Here is a 20,300-nt window from a genome sequence, read left to right on the forward strand (position 1 = left end):
GGCTAAAAGCCTTTTACTCTTCGTTAAGTCACATTTACTTAGAATAACTAGGCTTCAATCGACTTGCCTCGATTAAAAGGCTTTTATCTCGAACAAAATTTAATCACGAAAGATCAACAGCCCCTAGCCATATAAAAATAAAAAGAAGCACACCAATATTATTGGCGGGCTTCTTGATACAGCTTGATTAACGTTATCAACGCGAACAGATTAATCCCGGCTAGTGACACCTAAGATGCTTAGTAAGCTGATGAAGATGTTATAAATTGAAACATACAATGTAATAGTGGCTGAAATGTAGTTAGTTTCACCACCACGGATAATATTTTGTGTGGTTAACAAAATTGCACCGGTTGAGAACAAAATAAACATACCGCTTAATACTAGGTGGAACATTGGGATATGGATGAAGAAACTGGCCACCATACCCACCACAATCACAATAAAGCCAGCCATCATTACGCCGTTTAATACCGAAAGATCGCGTTTAGTGGTTAATGCATAAGCCGATGCAGCAAGGAAAGCGAGAGCGGTTCCGCCTAAAGATGTGACGATGATATCGCCCATACCTTGTGCGACGTACATATTCAAAATTGGACCTAAGGTATAACCTAAGAAACCGGTAAATAAGAACGCAAAAACCAAACCTAGACTGGTTTCGCGATTCTTCTCGGTTAAGAAAAGTAAACCATAGAAACCAACCAGCATGATAATAATACCCGGACGAGGTAAGTTTAACGCCATTGAAAAGCCAGCTACAACCGCTGACCAAAGTAATGTCATCGACAATAAAAAGTAAGTATTGCGTAATACTTTATTGCTCTGTAATACGCTTTGGCTATTCGCTGTGCGTGATGTTAGTGGACTGTTCATAGTTTTCCTTAGTAATAACACTTTTGTTAAGCTCAATTCGTTTAGTTATCTAACGATGCAGGGCTTATATCTTTGTTAGTCCATAGATGAGGTCGTTAGTTCACTTTTTCAAGCGTCAACCTTTGTTCTATTGCTATCGACTGAGTATAAACAGTTTACTAGTATTATAGCCAGAGGCTAAAGAATAACTTGTAACAGCTTATGTTTACTAAATTCAACTTCTTGGCCTATTAAAAACCTTGAAATTATTAATTTTGCAGTGTGAACCATTCTAAGCTGATACTGGTATCCATCGATTGCAAGAATGGCAACATATTCTCGAGGGCATCGAGTTGTTTTGGAGAGTCACAATATTCACGTAGGACTCGATTTATTTGTTTTTCATCATCGTAGGCTGACGTAATTTCTTGAACTTGAGAGTAGGGAACTCGGGCAAATAAATGCGCGGATTCGATATCTGCGAGCCATTTTAAATTGGTCAGTTTATTTTCATGGTCGATATCAAAGGAAAGGTATTGTCTTTCTTCCCCCACTTCTCGTGAAACTGAGTAGCAAAGGTGGCTTTCTTTACGAAGTAATAATTCAGCACAAGCCGCGTTCAACCATGATTTAGCATTGAACCTTGCCGCCGCTTTAGCTTGAGTAAATAGGGGTAAACCAAATAGATCAATAGCATATCGACCTTTGGATTCATTTGGTAAAGCACTCAAAGCAGAAGCCCAAAAAAGCGCTTGGTAATGAGGGGTTCGGACATCCACATTAAGATATTCAAGTAACATAGATTCATCCATCGCCTCGGGAATGGATTGTAAAATAGCAATGAGATTATCGCTAAATGTAAAATCTTGCGACGAATAAAGAACGTCGTGGTTGGTTGTGTGTCGGGCTTCTTTGCTATTGACGATCGCAAAACAATGTTGATGGAGAGCTTTTGGCAGTAATAACGTAAGCTTATCGTCTAATCCTGCATAGAGTTCTTGAGGTTCGCTTGGTATTTCACAGGTCACTTTGAAAAAAACCGTCTCTTTATCGTAGCTCTTACTTGATAGCAAATACTGGATAAAAGCATCGTGCTTTATCGTGGCAACATTAAAGATTAACGTAATGCGTTTGGTGGTTAATTTCATTTTACTACGGACCTATCTTTATAAACGTTTAGTGATTTCATTTTAAATTTTCTAAATAAAACAAACTACTAGGCAAGGTGCTTAAGCTCAATTTTTGAGACAGATATTGTATTGTTGCATTGGTCAGTTACATTTTGTTTTATTTTATCTCGGTTAATAAGACGTTAATAATTGTCAATATTTATCAGATTGCACATTTAATTCTCGATGCAGACTAACCATTCATTGATGATCTGAGGTTGCTCGCAAATAACATGTAAACAACAACTTAACACTATTAGCCGCGAATAATTGCCACTACTCTAGAGATGAATAGATAACATAAGGAATGAATCTATGCTTTCTCTATCTAGACCACATCACAAAAAAATCAAACCCACTTATTTGGCTTTATTAGTTGGTTCACTTTTTTCTACTTCTTCTTTAGCCGATATGAATATTCAGCCAGATCCGGAGAACACGGCTGGTTATGTCGTTGCACGAGCGGATATTGATGCTGCTGAACAGGCAAAAACATCCGATCCTATGTATGACACTTGGGCTAAAGCATTACAAACCCGATCCAATAGCATCGTCGAGGCGATTGAACCAGGACTGGCGAGTAATCCTGATAACGTTAAGCGTGTTGAGCGAGTATTCCCGCAATCGGATTGGGATTACTTAACGCAAATGGCCGCACCAGAATATACTTACACTCGTTTTCTGCGTGCGATTGGTAAATTTCCCGCTTTTTGTGGAGAGTACACCGACGGTCGAGATTCCGATGCTATTTGTAAAAAATCGATTGTAACGGCGTTTGCGCATTTCTCACAAGAAACGGGCGGTCATATCTCAACCGAAAACACATCGGATAACCCGTTAGCATTAGAAGAATGGCAACAAGCGCTAGTGCATGTACGTGAAATGGGGTGGTCAGAAGGTCAAACTGGCTACACTACAGGTTGTGGTCAAGATGATTGGCAAAATAAACGTTGGCCGTGTTCGGCTGGACAAGGTTACTTTGGACGTGGAGCTAAACAACTGTCTTACCATTTTAACTATGGTGCGTTTTCAGAAGTGATGTATGACGGTGATGCAACAGTCTTGTTGAACAACCCAGGTTTGGTTGCCGATACATGGCTTAACTTAGCGTCGGCTATTTGGTTCTTCTTAACCCCACAAGCCCCAAAACCTGCCATGCTACACGTGATAGATCGCACTTGGGTACCTTCGCAACGAGAACTTGATGCCGGTATTGGCTATGGTTTTGGTACCACGATTAATATTATTAATGGTGGCATTGAATGTGGCGAGCAAAATAAAGATAAAGGACAACCCGTTAACCGTATCCGTTATTGGGAAGGTTTAGCTGAACATTTTCAAATCCCTATTGAAGCTGACGAAACCAATACTTGCTATCAGCAAACCCCTTATGGCAGCTTGAATCTAAATGGTGCCACAGATGTGTTGTACACCAACTGGGATGGTAACTGGAAGTATTATGCAGATCGCCCTGGTGGCTACTCGTTTGAATGTGAATTAGTAGGCTTCCAAACCGCATATTCAGCCTTAGTCGAGGGGGATTATGAAAAATGTGTGACCAACTTTTATAGTTCTCATGCCGGTTGGCCGGACGTTCGAGTGGTAGATGAATTAACCCCTGTCGATCCCGATCCAATTAATCCACCTGTTGATGGCGTCGATGCTTGGGAAAGCGGCAAAGTGTATACTGGTGGAATGGAAGTGAGTTATGACGGCAGCGTGTATAAAGCCAAATGGTGGACACAAGGGGATAAACCCAATGCTGGTGGTCCTTGGGAATTAGTTTCGGATGCCGTTGATCCTACGCCTGCGCCAAATCCAGAACCAACGCCCGATCCTGAACCGACACCAGACCCAACCCCAGTACCAGATCCAACACCGGATCCAACGCCTGAACCCGAACCAAATCCTGCACAGTTTACGCCGTGGGTTGCCGGTTCAACTCAAGTCGGTGAGGGCGATAAAGTCTCCCATAATGGCAAATGCTTTGTGGCTAAAAACTCACCCGGCGTATGGGAAACACCAACACAATCCAATTGGTTTTGGGATGAAATCACTTGCCAATAATGGCTCAGTGAAGGCATAAATTACCAATATCAAACCATAAAAAAGCCTTAGCGTTTAATTTCGCTAAGGCTTTTATTCTGTTTATATACATCGAGTTTGTTTATGGGTATGACTAACAATTGAGAGCAAATGATTAATCGTTAATGATGCAAAATCTGACTCAAGAAATTAATGGTGCGATCAGATTGAGGGTTTTCAAAGAAATCTTTTGGATTGTTTTCTTCAATGATTTCGCCTGCATCCATAAAGATCACGCGGTCAGCGACTTCTTTGGCAAAGCCCATCTCATGCGTAACACATAGCATGGTCATACCTTCACTTGCCAATTCGACCATAACATCGAGTACTTCTCGCACCATTTCTGGATCGAGCGCCGAGGTGGGCTCATCAAACAGCATCACTTGTGGGTTCATACATAGTGAGCGAGCAATGGCAACACGCTGCTGTTGCCCACCAGATAATTGGCCAGGGTATTTGTCGGCTTGATCTGGTATTTTAACCCGCTCTAAAAACTTCATCGCAATTTTTTCTGCCTCATGTTTCGGCATTTTTTTGACCCAAATTGGCGCTAACGTACAGTTTTCTAAAACTGTTAGGTGAGGGAAGAGGTTAAAGTGCTGAAAACACATGCCGACTTCTTTGCGCACGGTTTCTATGGTCTTTAAATCTTCCGTCAATTCAGTTCCCGATACTCGAATACTGCCTTTTTGATGTTCTTCCAAATGGTTAATGCAACGTATCATGGTGGACTTTCCAGAGCCAGAAGGGCCACAGATTACAATTTTCTCACCTTTTTTAACGTTAAGGTTAATGTTTTTTAATACGTGAAACTCACCGTACCATTTGTTCATATCTTTTATTTCGATCATGTGATCTTGTGTGTTAGTCATAATGCTTCCTTGATTACACTTAACGTTTATGCCCAGTATGAAGTTTGTTTTCTATGTAAATCGAGTAACGCGAAATACCAAAACAAAATACCCAGAAAACTAATGCGACAAAGACATAACTCTCAGTAGAGTAGCCTAACCAGTTTGGATCCGTATTAGCCGATTGGCCAATACCAAGCACATCGTACATACCAATGATTAAGACTAAACTGGTGTCTTTAAACAACGATAAAAAGTTATTAACGATTGATGGAATGGTAATTTTTAAAGCTTGAGGTAATACGATTAAGCGCATTTTCTTCCAATAACCTAAGCCTAAAGAATCCGCCGCTTCATATTGACCTTTTGGTATCGCCTGTAAACCACCACGCACTACTTCTGCCATATAAGCGGAGTAAAACATGGTGACACCAATCAAAGCACGAACCAGTTTGTCGGTTTGAATACCACTCGCAAAAAACAGTGGCAGCATGACCGAGGCCATAAACAGGACAGTGATTAATGGTACGCCACGCCATATTTCAATATAAATAACACTGAGTTTATTAATGATTGGCATTTTTGAACGGCGTCCAAGCGCTAAAACCACACCGATAGGGAGTGATAATACAATCCCGATGATAGCAAGTATCAAGGTGACTAATAAGCCGCCCCATTGGTGAGTATCCACCACTGGCAAGCCAAACATCGAACCTTCCAGTAGACCAGCCATTAGAATAGGGTAAGCACTACCAAAGAAGATAAAAATCCAAGCGCGTTTTGGCGTTTTTTCATACGCCATTAATGCCACTAATACTGCTAAAGTTGCATAAAATAACCGAGGTCGCCATAACTCTGCATTTGGGTAGAATCCATACATGAACTGTTCCCAGCGCACGCTAATAAAGACCCAACAAGCACCTGTACTGGTACAATCATCGCGCGTACTGCCAAACCAGTCGGCATTAAACACAGACCATGCCAACACATCCCAAATAATGTAAGCCGAAAAAACAGCTAATAAAAGGGTAGTGATGCTGTTGGCAACATTACTAAATAGATTCTTTCGCATCCATCCGACGACGCCTACAGTATTAGGCGGAGGCGGAAGATTTGGTTGAAATTGATGTGTTTTCATCTGGTACTCCTCCTTATCGTTCGACTAATGCGACTTTATTGTTATACATATTCATAAGCCAAGAAGTCAGTAGGCTTAAACCTAAATATACCCCCATGGTCATAAAGATAATTTCAATCGCTTGCCCAGTTTGATTTAAGGTTGTCCCTGCGAACACAGAAACTAAATCAGGATAACCAATCGCCATTGCGAGCGATGAGTTTTTGGTTAGATTCAAATACTCACTGGTTAACGGTGGAATAATGATGCGCATGGCTTGTGGGATAACCACCAGTTTCAAGGTCTTGGTATGAGAAATACCGAGCGCCATCGAAGCTTCGGTTTGACCATGATCGACCGCTTCAATGCCGGAACGAACAATTTCGGCAATAAATGCGGCGGTAAAAATACCCAAGGCAATTAATAAAGCAAATAACTCCGGCAGAATAGTAATACCACCTTGGAAGTTAAAACCTCTTAACGCAGGATAATCTGCAGAAATTGGCATACCTGCCATAAAATAAGCAATCAGCGGTAACCCAACGCATAAGCCTAAACTGATACGACCTACAGGGGTTTGTTCGCCGGTGAGTTTTTGTTTGTTCTTAGCCCAGTAATAAACGCCGACGCTCAATGCTACTGCGATAATTATTGCGATTGCGATAAACATACTGCCATTTTCAAATACCGGTTTAGGAAAATATAAACCGCGAATATTTAAAAATACCGCTTCACCTAAACTTAAACTTTGGCGAGCAGAGGGCAGGGCTTGCAGAACCGCAAAGTACCAAAAAAGAATTTGTAGCAGCGGAGGAACATTACGCACGATTTCAATAAAGACCGCAGCAAGTTTGTTCACAATCCAGTTGGATGATAAGCGAGCAATACCAACGATAAACCCTACGATAGTGGCGAGGATTATCCCAAGAACAGAGACAAGGGCGGTATTGAGTAGACCAACAAAGAAAGTACGGCCAAAGGTATAAGTTTCATCATAATCAATCAGGGTTAAGCCAATACTAAATCCAGCTTCACGATCGAGAAAACCAAAGCCGGTGGAGATACCACGATCATTAAGGTTGGTAACGGTATTGTTGATAATGATGTAGAGGAAGTAACCTACTACAGCGACGGTTAACACTTGGAAAACAACCGACCGAAATGTAGGGTTGTAAATTAAACTTGAAAGCGAGTTACCCGTATTGGACGGATTGACGGCTTCATTTGATTTAGTGGGTTTCATACTGCAGTAACCTCAAAATCTGATTATAAAAAGGGCGGCCGAAACCGCCCCTTAGCTTTATATTTTTATCAAAGCTTCAATTTTTCGAGAACTATTGAAAACTATCGAATCGGCGGTGCGTATTGGAAACCACCCGCGTTCCATAACTTGTTCACGCCACGATCAACCTTTAGAGGAGAACCTTGACCAACCGTACGTTCAAACATTTCGCCATAGTTGCCGACTTGTTTCACGATTTGATAAGCCCAATCATCTTTAAGTCCTAAACCTTCGCCTTTAGGCCCATCAAGCCCTAAAATACGTTTTACATTTGGATCGTTTGATTTTTTCATTTTATCAACGTTTGCCTGAGTAATGCCGTATTCTTCGGCGTTAATCATGGCAAATAGAGTCCACTTGGTGACGTTAAACCATTGGTCATCACCTTGACGAACAACAGGGCCGAGCGGTTCTTTAGAAATGATTTCAGGCAAAACCATTGCAGAGCTAGGATTTTTCAGGTTTAAACGCAGTCCGTAAAGTTGCGATTGGTCGGAGGTTAGAACGTCACAACGGCCTGAATCAAAGCCTTTAGCGGTTTGGTCCATAGTATCGAATACCACCGGTTTAAAGGACATGCCTTCCACACGGAAGTAATCGGCAAGGTTTAGCTCGGTAGTGGTACCGGCTTGTACACAAATAGAGGCACCATCAAGCTCTTTCGCGCTTTTCACGCCGAGATCTTTTTTCACCATAAAGCCTTGGCCATCATAGTAAGTGGTACCAACGAAGTTCAAACCAAGCGAACCATCACGTTGTAGCGTCCAAGTGGTGTTACGAGATAGGACATCGACTTCACCCGATTGTAGGGCAGTGAAGCGCTCTTTAGCGTTTAAAGGAATAAATTTAATTTTGGTTTTATCGCCAAGAACAGCCGCTGCTACGGCTTGACAGTATTCAACATCAAGACCTTCCCATTGGCCTTTTTCATTTGGGTTAGAAAAGCCAGCCAAACCGGTACTTACACCACATTTTAACTCGCCAGCTTTTTGTACATCTTGTAGCGTACCGGCTGAAGCAGTGTTTGCCATCATCGCCGCAGAAACGGCTACAACAGATGCTAATAGTTTGATTTTATTCGCCATATGTATTCTTCCTGTATACGTCCATAATAATCAGCTTCTACTGATTGAGGGTTTCTGTGAATAAGTCATTTAAGTGAAACTTCATGTCTACTTAAAATTTGATGTACTTTGACTATAAAATAGAGTCAAAACACATTCCTAACCATTTAAGCGTAGGAAAGAATGAGGATTACACAAATAGATAATGTAATATGTGTTTGAGTAACATCACAAATTCTTCAATTCTTTTAGAATGACCAAATGTAAAATAAATGTAAATAGTGCAATTTTGCGACATTGGTGAACATTGGGGTATAAATTCTGGATAAAGTCGAATTGATAAAATTATTAATTGCAGGAGTGGGAAAATTTAGACTTTTTTATCCTGATATTGACTAATTTCAAAGTAAAATTGTTTGTGATATTGATCAAGTAACACTCAGTTGCACAATTTTGGTAATATCTGATTAAGCTATTTAACGCACTTAAGGATCCTGATGCGCTATTTCCCAATATTTATTGATCTCAACAACAAGCCCGTCCTGGTTGTCGGTGGTGGCGATGTGGCTTGCCGCAAAGTGGATATGCTGCTGCGAGCGGGCGCGAAAGTGACGGTTATCTCACCACAAGTACATAAACACCTATTGCAGTTAGCACAACAAGAATTACTGTTATGGGTACAGTCGTTTTATAAAACCGATATGTTGGTCGATTATATTCAAGTATGGGCCACCACGGACAATCCTGAACTGAACCATAAAGTGCATCAAGATGCCAAAGCACTAAATATTTTGGTCAATGTGGTGGATGACACCCCATATTGTGACTTTATTACCCCATCTATGATCAATCGAGGACGAATTCAGGTGGCGATTTCAAGTGGTGGGGCATCGCCGGTTTTAATTCGTTATTTACGTGAAAAACTTGAATCCATTTTGCCTCACAACCTCGCCATTGTTGCCGACTTCGCAGCCTCTAAACGTAATAGCATCAAGCAAGCATTAAATTCTGTCGATGAAAGACGCAAATTTTGGGAGCAATTTTTTAGCTCGCCCCTTATTGATACAGCCAGCGAAAGACATGAACTAGAGGAACTGTATCAAAGATTACTGACAGCAAAAGATGAGATTGCAGTTACGGGGTTACAAGTTTGGGTGGAATATTCCAATGACGTTGAACTGCTGTCAATTAAAGCCTTACGCCTGATGCAACAATCTGAATTGGTGCTTTATCCTCAAGATTGTCCATTCAGTTTTATTGATTTATGTCGACGAGATGCCGACCGAGAACAATATGATAATAACGCCCAATTAGCTGCGCAGTTGCAACAAGCCAAAATAGATCAGCGTCGGATCTGTGTTTTTATCCCCAAGAATTGCCTCGATAATGAATTAAAACTCATGAAAGGCAGCCATGACTTACTTAAAATTGCCGATCAATAATTTATGCAATATCACCAATTAATCAATTATAAACAAGCTCGTTGGCGTAAACCTTTTATGGCGATGGGTTTATTAATGTGCATCATCAGTGTGATTTATCTTATGGTGGGCGAAGTCTCTTTGCCTCTGCAATTTCCTTGGTCTGAGTTTCAACAACAGATATTTATCAATTTGCGTCTGCCGCGCTTGCTGGCGGTGATGGTAATTGGCGCGGCATTAGCCGTTTCAGGTGCCAGCTTACAGGTGCTTTTAGGTAATCCATTGGCAGAGCCCGGTATTATTGGTATATCGGGCGGTTCCAGCTTAGGCATGGTGATACTGCTTTTTTGTTTCCCACTGTTGGCTAGTGTGTTAGGTACCATGCTGGCAGCAATAGGCGGAGCACTGGTATTTACCTTCATTATTGTTGGACTGGCCAAAAGCATGAACCTCACGACTGCGAGACTATTATTGGTCGGAGTGGCATTAGGGATTTTATCCAGTTCAGCGGTGACATGGGCGTTTTACTTTAGTGATAACTTTAATCTACGCATCTTAATGTATTGGTTAATGGGCAGTGTGGGAGGCATCACTTGGCAGCAACTGAGCGTCACGATTTTGATGTTGCCTTGCATTGCTTGGTTATGCACTAAAGGGCGTGAACTCGACTTGTTAATGGTCGGAGAAAAACATGCTCAACAATTGGGATTAGATGTTGCTGCGTTACGTTGGAAATTGATTGTGGTGGTGGCGATTTTAGTTGGATGTTCAGTCGCCATTGGTGGGGTGATAAGCTTTATTGGCTTAGTGCTCCCCCATTTAATTCGCTTAACGTTAGGCAGTGAAAATCGTTATCTGTTACCGATGTCGGCTTTGTGTGGGGCAACATTATTGGTATTAGCTGATCTGTTTGCTCGAATATCGCTTAATGCAGCTGAATTGCCTTTAGGGGTTGTGACCACCAGTATTGGCGCGCCTATTTTTATATGGTTGCTATTGCGTCATTACGATAAATATTAGGGGCTGTTGATCTTTCGTGGTTGTTTTTGCTGCGAATTGTTGGGTTTTTATACAAGGAAGAGGCTTTGTGGTGTAGCTGGCTACACGAAAAGCCGATGACGAAGTAGAAAAGACCAGCAAACGCAGCCCGAAGGGTTCGGCTAAAAGCCTTTTACTCTTCGTTAAGTCTCATTTACTTAGAATAACTAGGCTTCAATCGACTTGCCTCGATTAAAAGGCTTTTATCTCGAACAAAATTTAATCACGAAAGATCAACAGCCCCTAGGACTAACCTACGCATTATGATTGAAATTGATAACATCTCCGTTGCTCCAAGGTTAATGCCAATGTCACTGACTATCGACGCGGGCGAAATTGTGCATGTTATTGGCCCTAATGGCAGTGGCAAAAGTACTTTACTTGAGTCGGTGTCAGGCTTATTAGCTTGTGAAGGGCATATAAAGATCGCGGGGCAAGACATTAAGCAACAAAGCTTAACTGCCTTGGCCACTCAAAGAGCGTATTTAGCCCAACAATTTCAATCTGCTTTCAGTATGTCGGTGGTGCATTATCTTTCGTTGTCTATCCCAACAAACGCCAAGTGTGCATTGGTTGAGTCTGCGATGTCAGAGATCACACAAATCTTGGATATAGCCGATAAATTAGAACGACAAACCCAACAGCTGTCGGGCGGCGAATGGCAACGAGTGCGTTTAGCGGGAATGTGTTTGCAGGTATGGCCATCGTTAAATCCACTGGCAAAGTTGTTGATCTTAGATGAACCGGCAGCGCCGTTAGATGTAGGGCAACAAGGTTTGTTGTATAGATTGATCGATGTGATGGCCCAGAAAGGCTTAGCGGTATTGATGGCGAACCATGATCTAAATCGAACACTACGACACTCGCATAGTGTGGTTATCTTAAAAAAAGGGGTCATTCAGGCGCAGGGAAAAACTGAAAAAATGATGACATCAGAACTGTTAACAACAGTATTTACGACCCAAGTTAAAAAGATAGTGATTGAAGACAACGCCTACTTGTTGATTGATTAAAGTCATGTACTAAAAAGTAGCAAATGCCCCATAAATGATGCAATCAAGTTGTGAGTTCATCGTGCAGTTAATGATAATGAATCATGGACGCTAATGATTAAATTTTATTTATAATTATTTTCAATGGTTTAAGTGTTTTTGGGTTGTGCGTGGAAAAGTTGGCACAGTAATCGCATTAATTAAAGTGATACATTCTCGTCCTATTCGTTGTTATTACAATCACAACAGCTATGCCTGTCTTACTTAAGACAGGCTTTTTTTTATCTGTTTATTTTAAAAAAGGTAGATTGAGACTTAAGAATTACTGAGTTAAAGACTCTAGATCGGCGGGGCGATAATAAACCGATTTCAATACTTTACCTTTACGTACTGTTTTGCCCTGCATCTCGATATCCTTGGCGCACTTTGCAATAATATAGTCACCTTTTTTAACCGCTTCTAACTCGACATTTTGTTTAGCATAAAAGGCTTGGGTTTCAATAAATTCTTGTTTACTACGACACACTTTACTCATGTTGCTTGAATGTACTTCATCCCAACACGGTAAAAATTCAACCCCACGATTTTTAGCCACATGCAGCAATAATTCAATGATGTAACTGATCCCAATGTTGGCTTTCACGCTATCATCCCCGCGATGAACTAAACGTCCCATTAAGACATAAACGGTATCGATAATGGCGTCTGCTTGTTCTGTTTTACAATCGGCTTCTGCTAACTCGGTCAGCTCCTCAATCGCAAGCGAGGTGTGAAGGGTGTCCGCTTTGTCATCTAAGCTCGATAAGTCTGCTATAGGTAAGTCAAAGGTAAAGCGAAATTCAGAAATGTCTTGATATAAGTGAGCAAATAGCTCTAAAGTAAGCAGGGTAAATTGCATTGGGTTAGATCCTAAAGAATATAATTTTTCTGATGATAACAAATTTTATTCTATGGTGGTTTTTTTGATAAGGTTTGAATTTAATTGAGCAAGTTTAAAACACCACTCAGACGTGAGGTGATTGTTCCTGTCAAATAACACAAGAAAATTAAAGACAACAAACTGACTGGCAAAGAGAACGGTTCGGTAACTTCGCTTTCTCATTGAGCTTATCTCACATTCTGCTTGTGGATATATCGATTAAATCCACAGTGAAGAACTCAATCACCTAGCCATAATACCGTTCGATAGACAAACCTTCGGGATCAATATCCGGCTTTTTGTTGTTAATGATGTCACTGACAAACTTGGCCGAGCCTAATGACATGGTCCAACCTAAAGTGCCATGACCAGTATTTAAAAATAAATTGGAGTATTGAGTGCCACCTAAAATAGGGGTGCTGTCGGGGGTCATAGGGCGTAAGCCTGTCCAGAATTCAGCTTTGGCAACATCGGCAGCACCTGGGAACATATCTTGCACCACAAAATCAATGCTGGCACGGCGTTTTTCAGGTAAATCAAGATTATAAGAAGCGATTTCCGCTGTGCCTCCCACCCGAATACGATCCTTAAAACGTGTCACTGCTACTTTATAGGTTTCATCCATGATCGTTGATTGTGGGGCGCGGTTTTCATCTTCAATCGTAAGGGTCAGTGAGTAACCTTTGATTGGGTAAATCGGTACTTTGATCCCAACGGTATCTAAAACCTGGGGTGAGTAACAGCCTAAAGCGCAAAGATAAGTATCACCCACAATCTCACCTTTATCGGTGCTGACACTGATGATTTTTCCGTTGGCTTGATTGAGTTTTTGGATACTGGTGTTCATCAAAAAGGTCACACCCAGTTGCTCACATTGTTTGGCAAGTTGAGTGGTAAACTTAAAACAGTCACCGGTTTCGTCACCTGGCAACCTCAAGCCACCAATAAATTTATCTTTTACATGTTGCAAAGCCGGTTCATGTGCAATACAACCCGACATGTCTAAAGCTTGATGTTCAATACCTAATTGTTTTAAGACTTGAATGTCTTTTTGCAACGCATCAATTTGCTTCTGTTTTCGGAATAATTGTAAGGTTCCCAATTGGCGAGCCTCATAGTCGATATCGATTTCACGGCGTAAATCGACAAAACAATCACGGCTGTATTCTGCAATACGCAGCATCCGAGCTTTGTTGGTTTGATAACTGCGAGTATTGCAGTTGGCGAGCATTTTAGTCATCCAAGATAGGGTATAACCATCCAATTCTTTCATATTGATCATAAAAGGTGACAGATCTTGTAGCATCCAACCAATCGCTTTAAATGGTACTCCAGGTGCCGCCCAAGGGGAGCTGTAACCAGGGGAGATCATACCTGCATTACCATGACTGGTTTCTTGCGCTACACTATTTTGGCGGTCAACAACCGTGACTTGATGTCCTGACTTTGCCAAATACCAAGCACTGGCCACACCTAACACACCTCCACCTAAAACGATTACATGCATACGCCACCCTTAACAATAATGAAACATTTTATTCCTCTAAGCTTAAATTAAAACTAAGAGAATAGTGCTTTGTTTTTAGCGGTTAATTGAAATTTACCACTGTTAATGTTGATGTTTTGTATATTTATAACTAACTAATGTTAATGCTAGGGTATTGAAGGGGGGCGTAATATTATTTTAATGTATTCTCTCGCAGCGTTGTCGTAAAATTGTTGTCTGTATAGTTTATCCTGTTGAGGAGTTTATGAAACATTGGCTATTTTTAGGCATCGCAATTGTCTCTGAAGTCATCGCGACATCAGCAATGAAGTCAGCCGAAGGGTTTACAAAATTAATCCCATCAACTGTGGTGGTTATAGGTTATGTGATTGCATTTTATTGCTTATCCCTTACATTAAAAACCTTACCAGTAGGGATAGCCTATGCAATATGGGCTGGGTTAGGCATTGTGTTAGTGGCGGTTGTATCTTGGTTGTTGCATGGACAAAAATTGGATTTAGCCGCAGTTTTAGGTATGGGTTTAATCATCGCCGGTGTGGTGGTGATCAATCTGTTTTCTCATTCGGGCGATCACTGATCGATTTATTCAGCTGATACGTATTGAATATGTCACTTATGTCGAAAATCTAGGATCAATACCAACTGAGGATAACTTCCAATGAAACCTAATCATTACATGTTCCGTTTTTTAACTCTGATCAGTTTAGTATCACTGACAGGGTGTTTAGGTATGCCATCATCGGTAACGCCAATCAATAACTTTGATCCCAATAATTATACGGGTCAATGGTATGAACTAGCCCGTTTAGACCATTCGTTTGAACGTGGTTTATCACATGTTAGTGCGGAGTATTCTTTTCGGCAGGACGGTGGTATCAAGGTGCTCAATAAAGGCTATTCAAAACAAAAAGGACAATGGCAACAAGCTGAGGGGAAAGCCTATCTTGTCGAGGACAGTACCACAGGGTATTTAAAAGTATCTTTTTTTGGTCCGTTTTATGGTTCCTATGTGATATTTCATCTCGATCCAGATGGGCAATATGCCTTTGTATCTGGCCCCGATCATTCTTATTTATGGCTAATGTCGCGGACACCAATACTGAGTGAAGAGGTCAAAAAAGAGTTTGTGGATCAAGCTAATAAAAAAGGCTTTGATACAAAGCAGCTTATTTTTGTTGACCAGAAGCCAACAGAACGATAGTGCACTTTGAGAACGTTAAACCGCGAGTTTTATTGCTTGCACCTCATTTATGCCTGTATCCTATCAGTTATAACTATGCGCAAATTCAATATATAAGAGATATTTATGACTGATAGCATCTCTATGGTTATCGTTGAAGATGATATAAAGCTACAAACTATGCTGAAGGACTACTTTTTACAGCAACAATTTGTAGTAGAAGTCTTATCAAATGGCGAAAACATCACCAAGCTGATTGAATCCATCAATCCTGATATTATTATTTTAGATCTGATGTTACCCAATGAAGATGGATTAAGTATTTGCCGCCGCATTCGGCAAAATTACTTAGGCAAGATAGTGATGTTAACCGCAAGCGATGATGATTTTGACCATGTCGCGGCGCTTGAGGTCGGGGCGGATGATTTCATAACTAAACCAATCAAACCTCGCGTATTACTGGCACGGCTAAGGGCGGTATTAAGGCGTAATAACCATCTCTCTGTTGAAAACACCGAGCACTGTGTATTTGATAGTTTGCAGCTAGACAGTACATGTAAGAAATGTCATCTCAATAATGCGCTGATCTCTTTAACCGACAGTGAATTTGATTTGTTATGGCACTTAGCTCAAAGCCCAAATACCCCTGTATCGCGAGATATTCTTACCAAGCAGTTACGCGGTATTGATTACGATGGGATTGATAGGACAATAGATAACAAAATAGTGTCGCTGCGTAAAAAGTTGCATGATGATCCGAGCTCGCCAAATAAAATTATTACAGTCCGAGGCAAAGGTTATTTGTTTTCAGCAAGCGCTTGGGAGTAACAATGAAACGAATTTACCTCGAGTGTTTTGTTGGGTTAGTCTTACATTTGTGTCTTATATTAGTGGGTTACAATTTTATTGTTTATGACCTTAATGTTGACTATGACTACTTATTGGAAGATTTTGAAGGACAGGGCTTACACCATTTAGTTGGTAATATTTATCATAATCAAGGTGAAGAGGCAGCGTTAGCCGCTGTGGCCAGTTATGCTAAAACCACCAGACAAACCCTTAGCCGCCCAGACCGCATTCCTAACAACGTAACGACTTTTTTCTCTTTTACTTCACCTCAAAGCCATACCTTTCATGATGATGATCGTGTGCTTTGGTTCCGATTTACGCTCAACAATGACATTTATAGCCTACGCCCTGATATGAGCACCTCTTTACGGCAATCTATAGAATTTGACGATGACATATTGTGGGTATTTTTCATCGGAGGTTTTTCCGTTTACAGTGTGTTATTTATTTGGTTTTTAGGTCGTAGAGTTCGTGCACTAGAAAAGGCAACATTATCCTTTGCCAACGGGGATTTTGAGACTCGGGTATCAGAGAAAAGTAACGCAAAAGTGGGCTCATTAAATCGAAATTTTAATTATATGGCCGATAAAATATCTGCGCTTATCTATACAAACAAAGCCCTTACCAATGCCGTTGCCCATGAATTGAGAACGCCTATATTTCGAATTCAATGGCAAGCGGAGCTATTGAGTGATGAAATCTTGCCTATAGAGCAAAAGAAAAAAATCATCAGTATTATTGAAGATATTGACGAGATGGAAACCATGGTCAGCCAATTACTGTATTACGCTAAAGCAGAAAGGGCAGATGTTGAACTTAATAAAGATAATATTGATATTTACCCGTGGATTTCCAATATAGCCAATAAATGGCGTAGTTCAAACGGCGCCAGAATTGAGATGCTCAATGACACGCCGTCTAATCAGGAGGATCAAACTGATCAACTGGAGTGTGATCCTTATATATTGACCCAAGCATTAAATAACCTGCTCAGTAATGCCAATAAACATTGTCAGTCGGTTATCTATCTTTCTTATCAGTTAACTCAACACACTTGTACCATCATAGTGGAAGATGATGGAGCAGGGATCGAACCACAACATTGGCCTTTTATTTTTGATGCTTTTTATAGTGCAGATTCATCAAGAAACAAACAACAAGTCGGGTTTGGTTTAGGTTTAGCCATCGTTAAACAGATCGCTTTATTGCATAAAGGCGAAGTTCAAGTCAGTGCCAGCCAGCATGGAGGGGCTAAGTTTACCTTACGTTTACCACAACAAAGCTGAGCGTGACAAAACCATACATAATGGAGACATACATTGACATAGAGACGGATTAATATACTCAACATAGAAAACACTGTTTAATATGTCGAGATGAAATGAAAAAACAAACATTAAGAAATGCTTTTTATTCACATCAAATAACAATACTGATTGCGTTATTTTTCGCTACAATCATTAACTTGCCAGTTTATGCGAAAATTTACCATGTGGTTTCTGCTGGGGAGGTCATTCGCTGGGTCTTTTTAGTTAGTGTACCTGTTTTTTTCTTTTGTGCGCTGATTATTATATTCAGTTTGTTTACATGGCCATATCTGACTAAACTGGTTTTTATCCCTATCATTTTACTTTCCAGTATAGTCAGTTATTCAAGTTATCATTATGGGACTTTATTCGACGATAGCATGATCGTGAATATTTTCCAGACAGATTATAACGAAGCGACATCTTATCTTAATATTTCATTCGTCACATGGTTTATAAGTGTCGGTGTGATACCATCAATTGTGTTATATAAAGTAAAAATAACAAAAGATCGTTCTGCAATAATGTTTTTATTAAATAAAATTAAAGTCATTATGTGCTCGGTAGTGATTATTTTTTTCATCGCTTTATTTTATTATAAAGACTATGCATCTATTGGGAGAAACAATAGCTATCTAAAGAAGATGATTATCCCTAATGAGTTTGTATATAGCACTTATAAGTATATAAAGCATCAGTACTTTACAACGCCAATCGTATACAGAGAGATAGGGCGTGATGCAATTATTCCCAACGCAGATCAAGCACGAAAACCGAAATTGGTCATCATGGTTGTGGGTGAAACGGCAAGAGCGCAAAACTACTTGGTTAATGGTTATGTTAGAAATACCACACCATTTACGGAAGATAAAAATGTGTATTCATTTAAAAATGTAAGCTCATGCGGTACAGCAACGGCTATTTCAGTGCCTTGCATGTTCTCAGCACTTAACCGTAGCAATTATGATCATGATATTGCCAATAGCCAAGATAATGTACTCGATATTCTACAACGAGCAGGCGTCGATGTTCTATGGAAGGATAATGATGGCGGTGATAAAAAGGTCGCCAAGCATGTCATTAAAAAAATGGCACCGCGATCGGATAATAATGATTTCTGTGATGGTACAAATTGCTTTGATGAAGTGCTACTGAATAAGTTGGCTCAGGATATTAAACCACAAGATCAACTGATTATTTTGCATTTTAATGGCAGTCATGGACCAACCTATTTTAAGCGCTATCCTAAAATGGAACATGAATTCACACCAACATGTGATCGAAGTGACATTGAAAACTGTAGTACTGATCAGATCGTAAATACTTACGACAATACAATTTTGTATACCGATTTGGTTTTATCAAAAATAATATCAAAATTAAAAAATGAAACACAACACAGTACTGCCATGTTTTATATATCCGATCATGGAGAGTCATTGGGTGAGGATGGATTATATTTACATGGAATGCCTTACAGTATTGCGCCTAAATATCAAAAAACAGTCCCTATGATGTTGTGGATGTCGAATGACTTTAAAAAGGATATGCATATTTCTACTCAATGCTTACAGAAGTTGGCCAATAAAAATGGATTATCTCAAGATTATGTCTTTCACACGATTTTAAGTTTACTGAATGTGAAGACAGAAGTTTACAACCCATCATTAGATTTACTTTCAACATGTAAAACACAATAAAACAAAGGTTATATTATGAAAAAATATATTATATCAAGCGCATGTCTTTTGTTTATTTCAGTTGCCGCGCAAGCAAGCCAAGCGGATGCTTATATTAAAAATGGCAATATCTATACTCACCAAGGCGATTTTAATATTGCATTTGGCGGCATGTATGGAAGTGATGTTTATAAAGGACAAAAAAATAATGCCATGCCAATTTTATCGGCTGGTTACCATGGTGACGATTTTAATATTGATGCTGGGAACGTAAACTATCGTTTTTGGGGAAATGACGATGATAAGATCACCATGGCGGTCTTCGGTACATTGGCTAACTTAGGTTATGACCACAATACTGCGGCGAGTCTAAATGGTATGAGTAAAAGACATATCAGCGCTGATCTCGGTTTTAGCACCGATGCCAAATTGTGGGGAGGGACGCTGTCGGGTAAATATCAACATGATGTGACAGGGGTTTATAATGGTGGCAATGCCAGTGAAACTTACTTCCACCCGATCAGCATCGGCTCTGCTAGTTTTGTGCCTTACATTGGGGTGAGCTATTTAAGTGCGGAGTATGTTGATTATTATTATGGCGTACGTAAAGGCGAAGCCACAACGTCAAGATCCGCGTTCAAAGGAAAGAGTGACTTTACCTATAGTGTTGGCTACAAATTTATTATTCCGGTCACCAGTTATATGGATATAACGCAATCTACCGGCTATAGCCGATTAGGCTCTCGTATTTCAGACTCACCTATTGTTGACAGTGCCAACCAATGGGCAACCACCGCTATGGTTGCTTTCCACTTTTAATCGCTTTAAATTAAATAAAAACAGCCCTGTGAGCAAGAACTCTGAAGTGACCCCTTAAAGTTGGACATTTCTGTTATGCGGCTTCCAAGGCCTGATTTCGGTATTCTACCGGAGTCAGGCCTTTTAATTTGACCTTAATTCGATCGTTATTGTAATAATCAATATATTC

At 40.3% G+C, this 20,300-nt stretch carries 19 protein-coding genes; 10 read left to right on the forward strand and 9 right to left on the reverse strand.

The window, feature by feature from the left end; translation table 11 throughout:
• Positions 1-210: 210 nt before the first annotated feature.
• Together HC723_RS14080 and HC723_RS14085 are read right to left on the reverse strand one after the other, a co-directional pair.
• Entirely contained in the window at positions 211-873 is a 663-nt protein-coding gene (locus HC723_RS14080; RefSeq protein WP_190339528.1) for a Bax inhibitor-1/YccA family protein, read from the reverse strand.
• A gap of 248 nt (positions 874-1,121) precedes the next feature.
• Positions 1,122-2,000: a hypothetical protein gene (locus HC723_RS14085; RefSeq protein ID WP_190339529.1), complete on the reverse strand. Its 879-nt coding sequence runs from the start codon at positions 1,998-2,000 to the stop codon at positions 1,122-1,124.
• 336 nt (positions 2,001-2,336) lie between these two features.
• On the opposite strand from HC723_RS14085, the gene HC723_RS14090 reads away from it, so the two are divergent.
• Positions 2,337-4,088 carry a glycoside hydrolase family 19 protein gene (locus tag HC723_RS14090; RefSeq protein WP_190339530.1) on the forward strand — a complete coding sequence of 584 codons (1,752 nt, stop codon included), beginning with the start codon at positions 2,337-2,339 and terminating at the stop codon, positions 4,086-4,088.
• A 140-nt stretch (positions 4,089-4,228) separates the two neighbouring features.
• On the opposite strand, the gene HC723_RS14095 is transcribed toward HC723_RS14090, so the two are convergent.
• From HC723_RS14095 to HC723_RS14110, 4 genes are all read right to left on the reverse strand, one after another.
• Entirely contained in the window at positions 4,229-4,978 is a 750-nt protein-coding gene (locus tag HC723_RS14095) for an amino acid ABC transporter ATP-binding protein (RefSeq protein ID WP_153447066.1), read from the reverse strand.
• Positions 4,979-4,997: 19 nt separating this feature from the next.
• Complete coding sequence (locus tag HC723_RS14100; protein WP_153447067.1) at positions 4,998-6,095, reverse strand: amino acid ABC transporter permease; 1,098 nt, start codon at positions 6,093-6,095, stop codon at positions 4,998-5,000.
• 13 nt (positions 6,096-6,108) lie between these two features.
• Positions 6,109-7,317: an amino acid ABC transporter permease gene (locus HC723_RS14105; RefSeq protein ID WP_153447068.1), complete on the reverse strand. Its 1,209-nt coding sequence runs from the start codon at positions 7,315-7,317 to the stop codon at positions 6,109-6,111.
• A gap of 101 nt (positions 7,318-7,418) precedes the next feature.
• On the reverse strand, positions 7,419-8,441 hold the full coding sequence (locus HC723_RS14110; RefSeq protein ID WP_153447069.1) for an amino acid ABC transporter substrate-binding protein: 1,023 nt from the start codon (positions 8,439-8,441) through the stop codon (positions 7,419-7,421).
• A 476-nt stretch (positions 8,442-8,917) separates the two neighbouring features.
• Between HC723_RS14110 and HC723_RS14115 the strand changes: the two genes are divergently transcribed.
• The 3 genes from HC723_RS14115 to btuD all read left to right on the forward strand — a co-directional run bounded on the left by HC723_RS14115 (position 8,918) and on the right by btuD (position 11,892).
• Positions 8,918-9,862: a precorrin-2 dehydrogenase/sirohydrochlorin ferrochelatase family protein gene (locus HC723_RS14115; protein WP_190339531.1), complete on the forward strand. Its 945-nt coding sequence runs from the start codon at positions 8,918-8,920 to the stop codon at positions 9,860-9,862.
• A gap of 3 nt (positions 9,863-9,865) precedes the next feature.
• Positions 9,866-10,861 (forward strand): vitamin B12 ABC transporter permease BtuC, encoded by a 996-nt coding sequence (btuC, locus tag HC723_RS14120; protein WP_190339532.1) that lies wholly within the window; start codon positions 9,866-9,868, stop codon positions 10,859-10,861.
• Between the two features lie 281 nt (positions 10,862-11,142).
• Entirely contained in the window at positions 11,143-11,892 is a 750-nt protein-coding gene (gene btuD, locus HC723_RS14125; protein ID WP_190339533.1) for a vitamin B12 ABC transporter ATP-binding protein BtuD, read from the forward strand.
• A 301-nt stretch (positions 11,893-12,193) separates the two neighbouring features.
• Here btuD and HC723_RS14130 read toward each other — a convergent pair whose 3' ends face one another.
• Positions 12,194-12,769, reverse strand: coding sequence for a nucleoside triphosphate pyrophosphohydrolase family protein (locus tag HC723_RS14130; protein ID WP_190339534.1), 576 nt, complete (start codon positions 12,767-12,769; stop codon positions 12,194-12,196).
• 268 nt (positions 12,770-13,037) lie between these two features.
• A complete protein-coding gene (locus HC723_RS14135) occupies positions 13,038-14,297 on the reverse strand; it encodes a D-amino acid dehydrogenase (RefSeq protein WP_153447074.1) in 1,260 nt (419 codons plus the stop codon).
• A 244-nt stretch (positions 14,298-14,541) separates the two neighbouring features.
• Between HC723_RS14135 and HC723_RS14140 the strand changes: the two genes are divergently transcribed.
• The 6 genes from HC723_RS14140 to HC723_RS14165 all read left to right on the forward strand — a co-directional run bounded on the left by HC723_RS14140 (position 14,542) and on the right by HC723_RS14165 (position 20,131).
• Positions 14,542-14,874, forward strand: a complete 333-nt coding sequence (locus HC723_RS14140) for a DMT family transporter (RefSeq protein WP_190339535.1) — start codon at positions 14,542-14,544, stop codon at positions 14,872-14,874.
• 99 nt (positions 14,875-14,973) lie between these two features.
• Positions 14,974-15,498, forward strand: a complete 525-nt coding sequence (locus HC723_RS14145; protein ID WP_190339540.1) for a lipocalin family protein — start codon at positions 14,974-14,976, stop codon at positions 15,496-15,498.
• Between the two features lie 105 nt (positions 15,499-15,603).
• Positions 15,604-16,305 carry a response regulator gene (locus HC723_RS14150; protein ID WP_190339536.1) on the forward strand — a complete coding sequence of 234 codons (702 nt, stop codon included), beginning with the start codon at positions 15,604-15,606 and terminating at the stop codon, positions 16,303-16,305.
• A gap of 2 nt (positions 16,306-16,307) precedes the next feature.
• Positions 16,308-17,612: an ATP-binding protein gene (locus HC723_RS14155; RefSeq protein WP_190339537.1), complete on the forward strand. Its 1,305-nt coding sequence runs from the start codon at positions 16,308-16,310 to the stop codon at positions 17,610-17,612.
• Positions 17,613-17,707: 95 nt separating this feature from the next.
• Entirely contained in the window at positions 17,708-19,333 is a 1,626-nt protein-coding gene (locus tag HC723_RS14160) for a phosphoethanolamine transferase (RefSeq protein WP_190339538.1), read from the forward strand.
• A 15-nt stretch (positions 19,334-19,348) separates the two neighbouring features.
• On the forward strand, positions 19,349-20,131 hold the full coding sequence (locus HC723_RS14165; RefSeq protein ID WP_190339539.1) for a MipA/OmpV family protein: 783 nt from the start codon (positions 19,349-19,351) through the stop codon (positions 20,129-20,131).
• Between the two features lie 73 nt (positions 20,132-20,204).
• Here HC723_RS14165 and HC723_RS14170 read toward each other — a convergent pair.
• A partial coding sequence (locus HC723_RS14170) for an IS3 family transposase (protein ID WP_190339524.1) occupies positions 20,205-20,300 on the reverse strand: 96 nt, incomplete at its 5' end.

This window comes from Vibrio sp. S11_S32 (assembly GCF_014694465.1).
Taxonomy (GTDB): domain Bacteria; phylum Pseudomonadota; class Gammaproteobacteria; order Enterobacterales; family Vibrionaceae; genus Vibrio; species Vibrio algicola.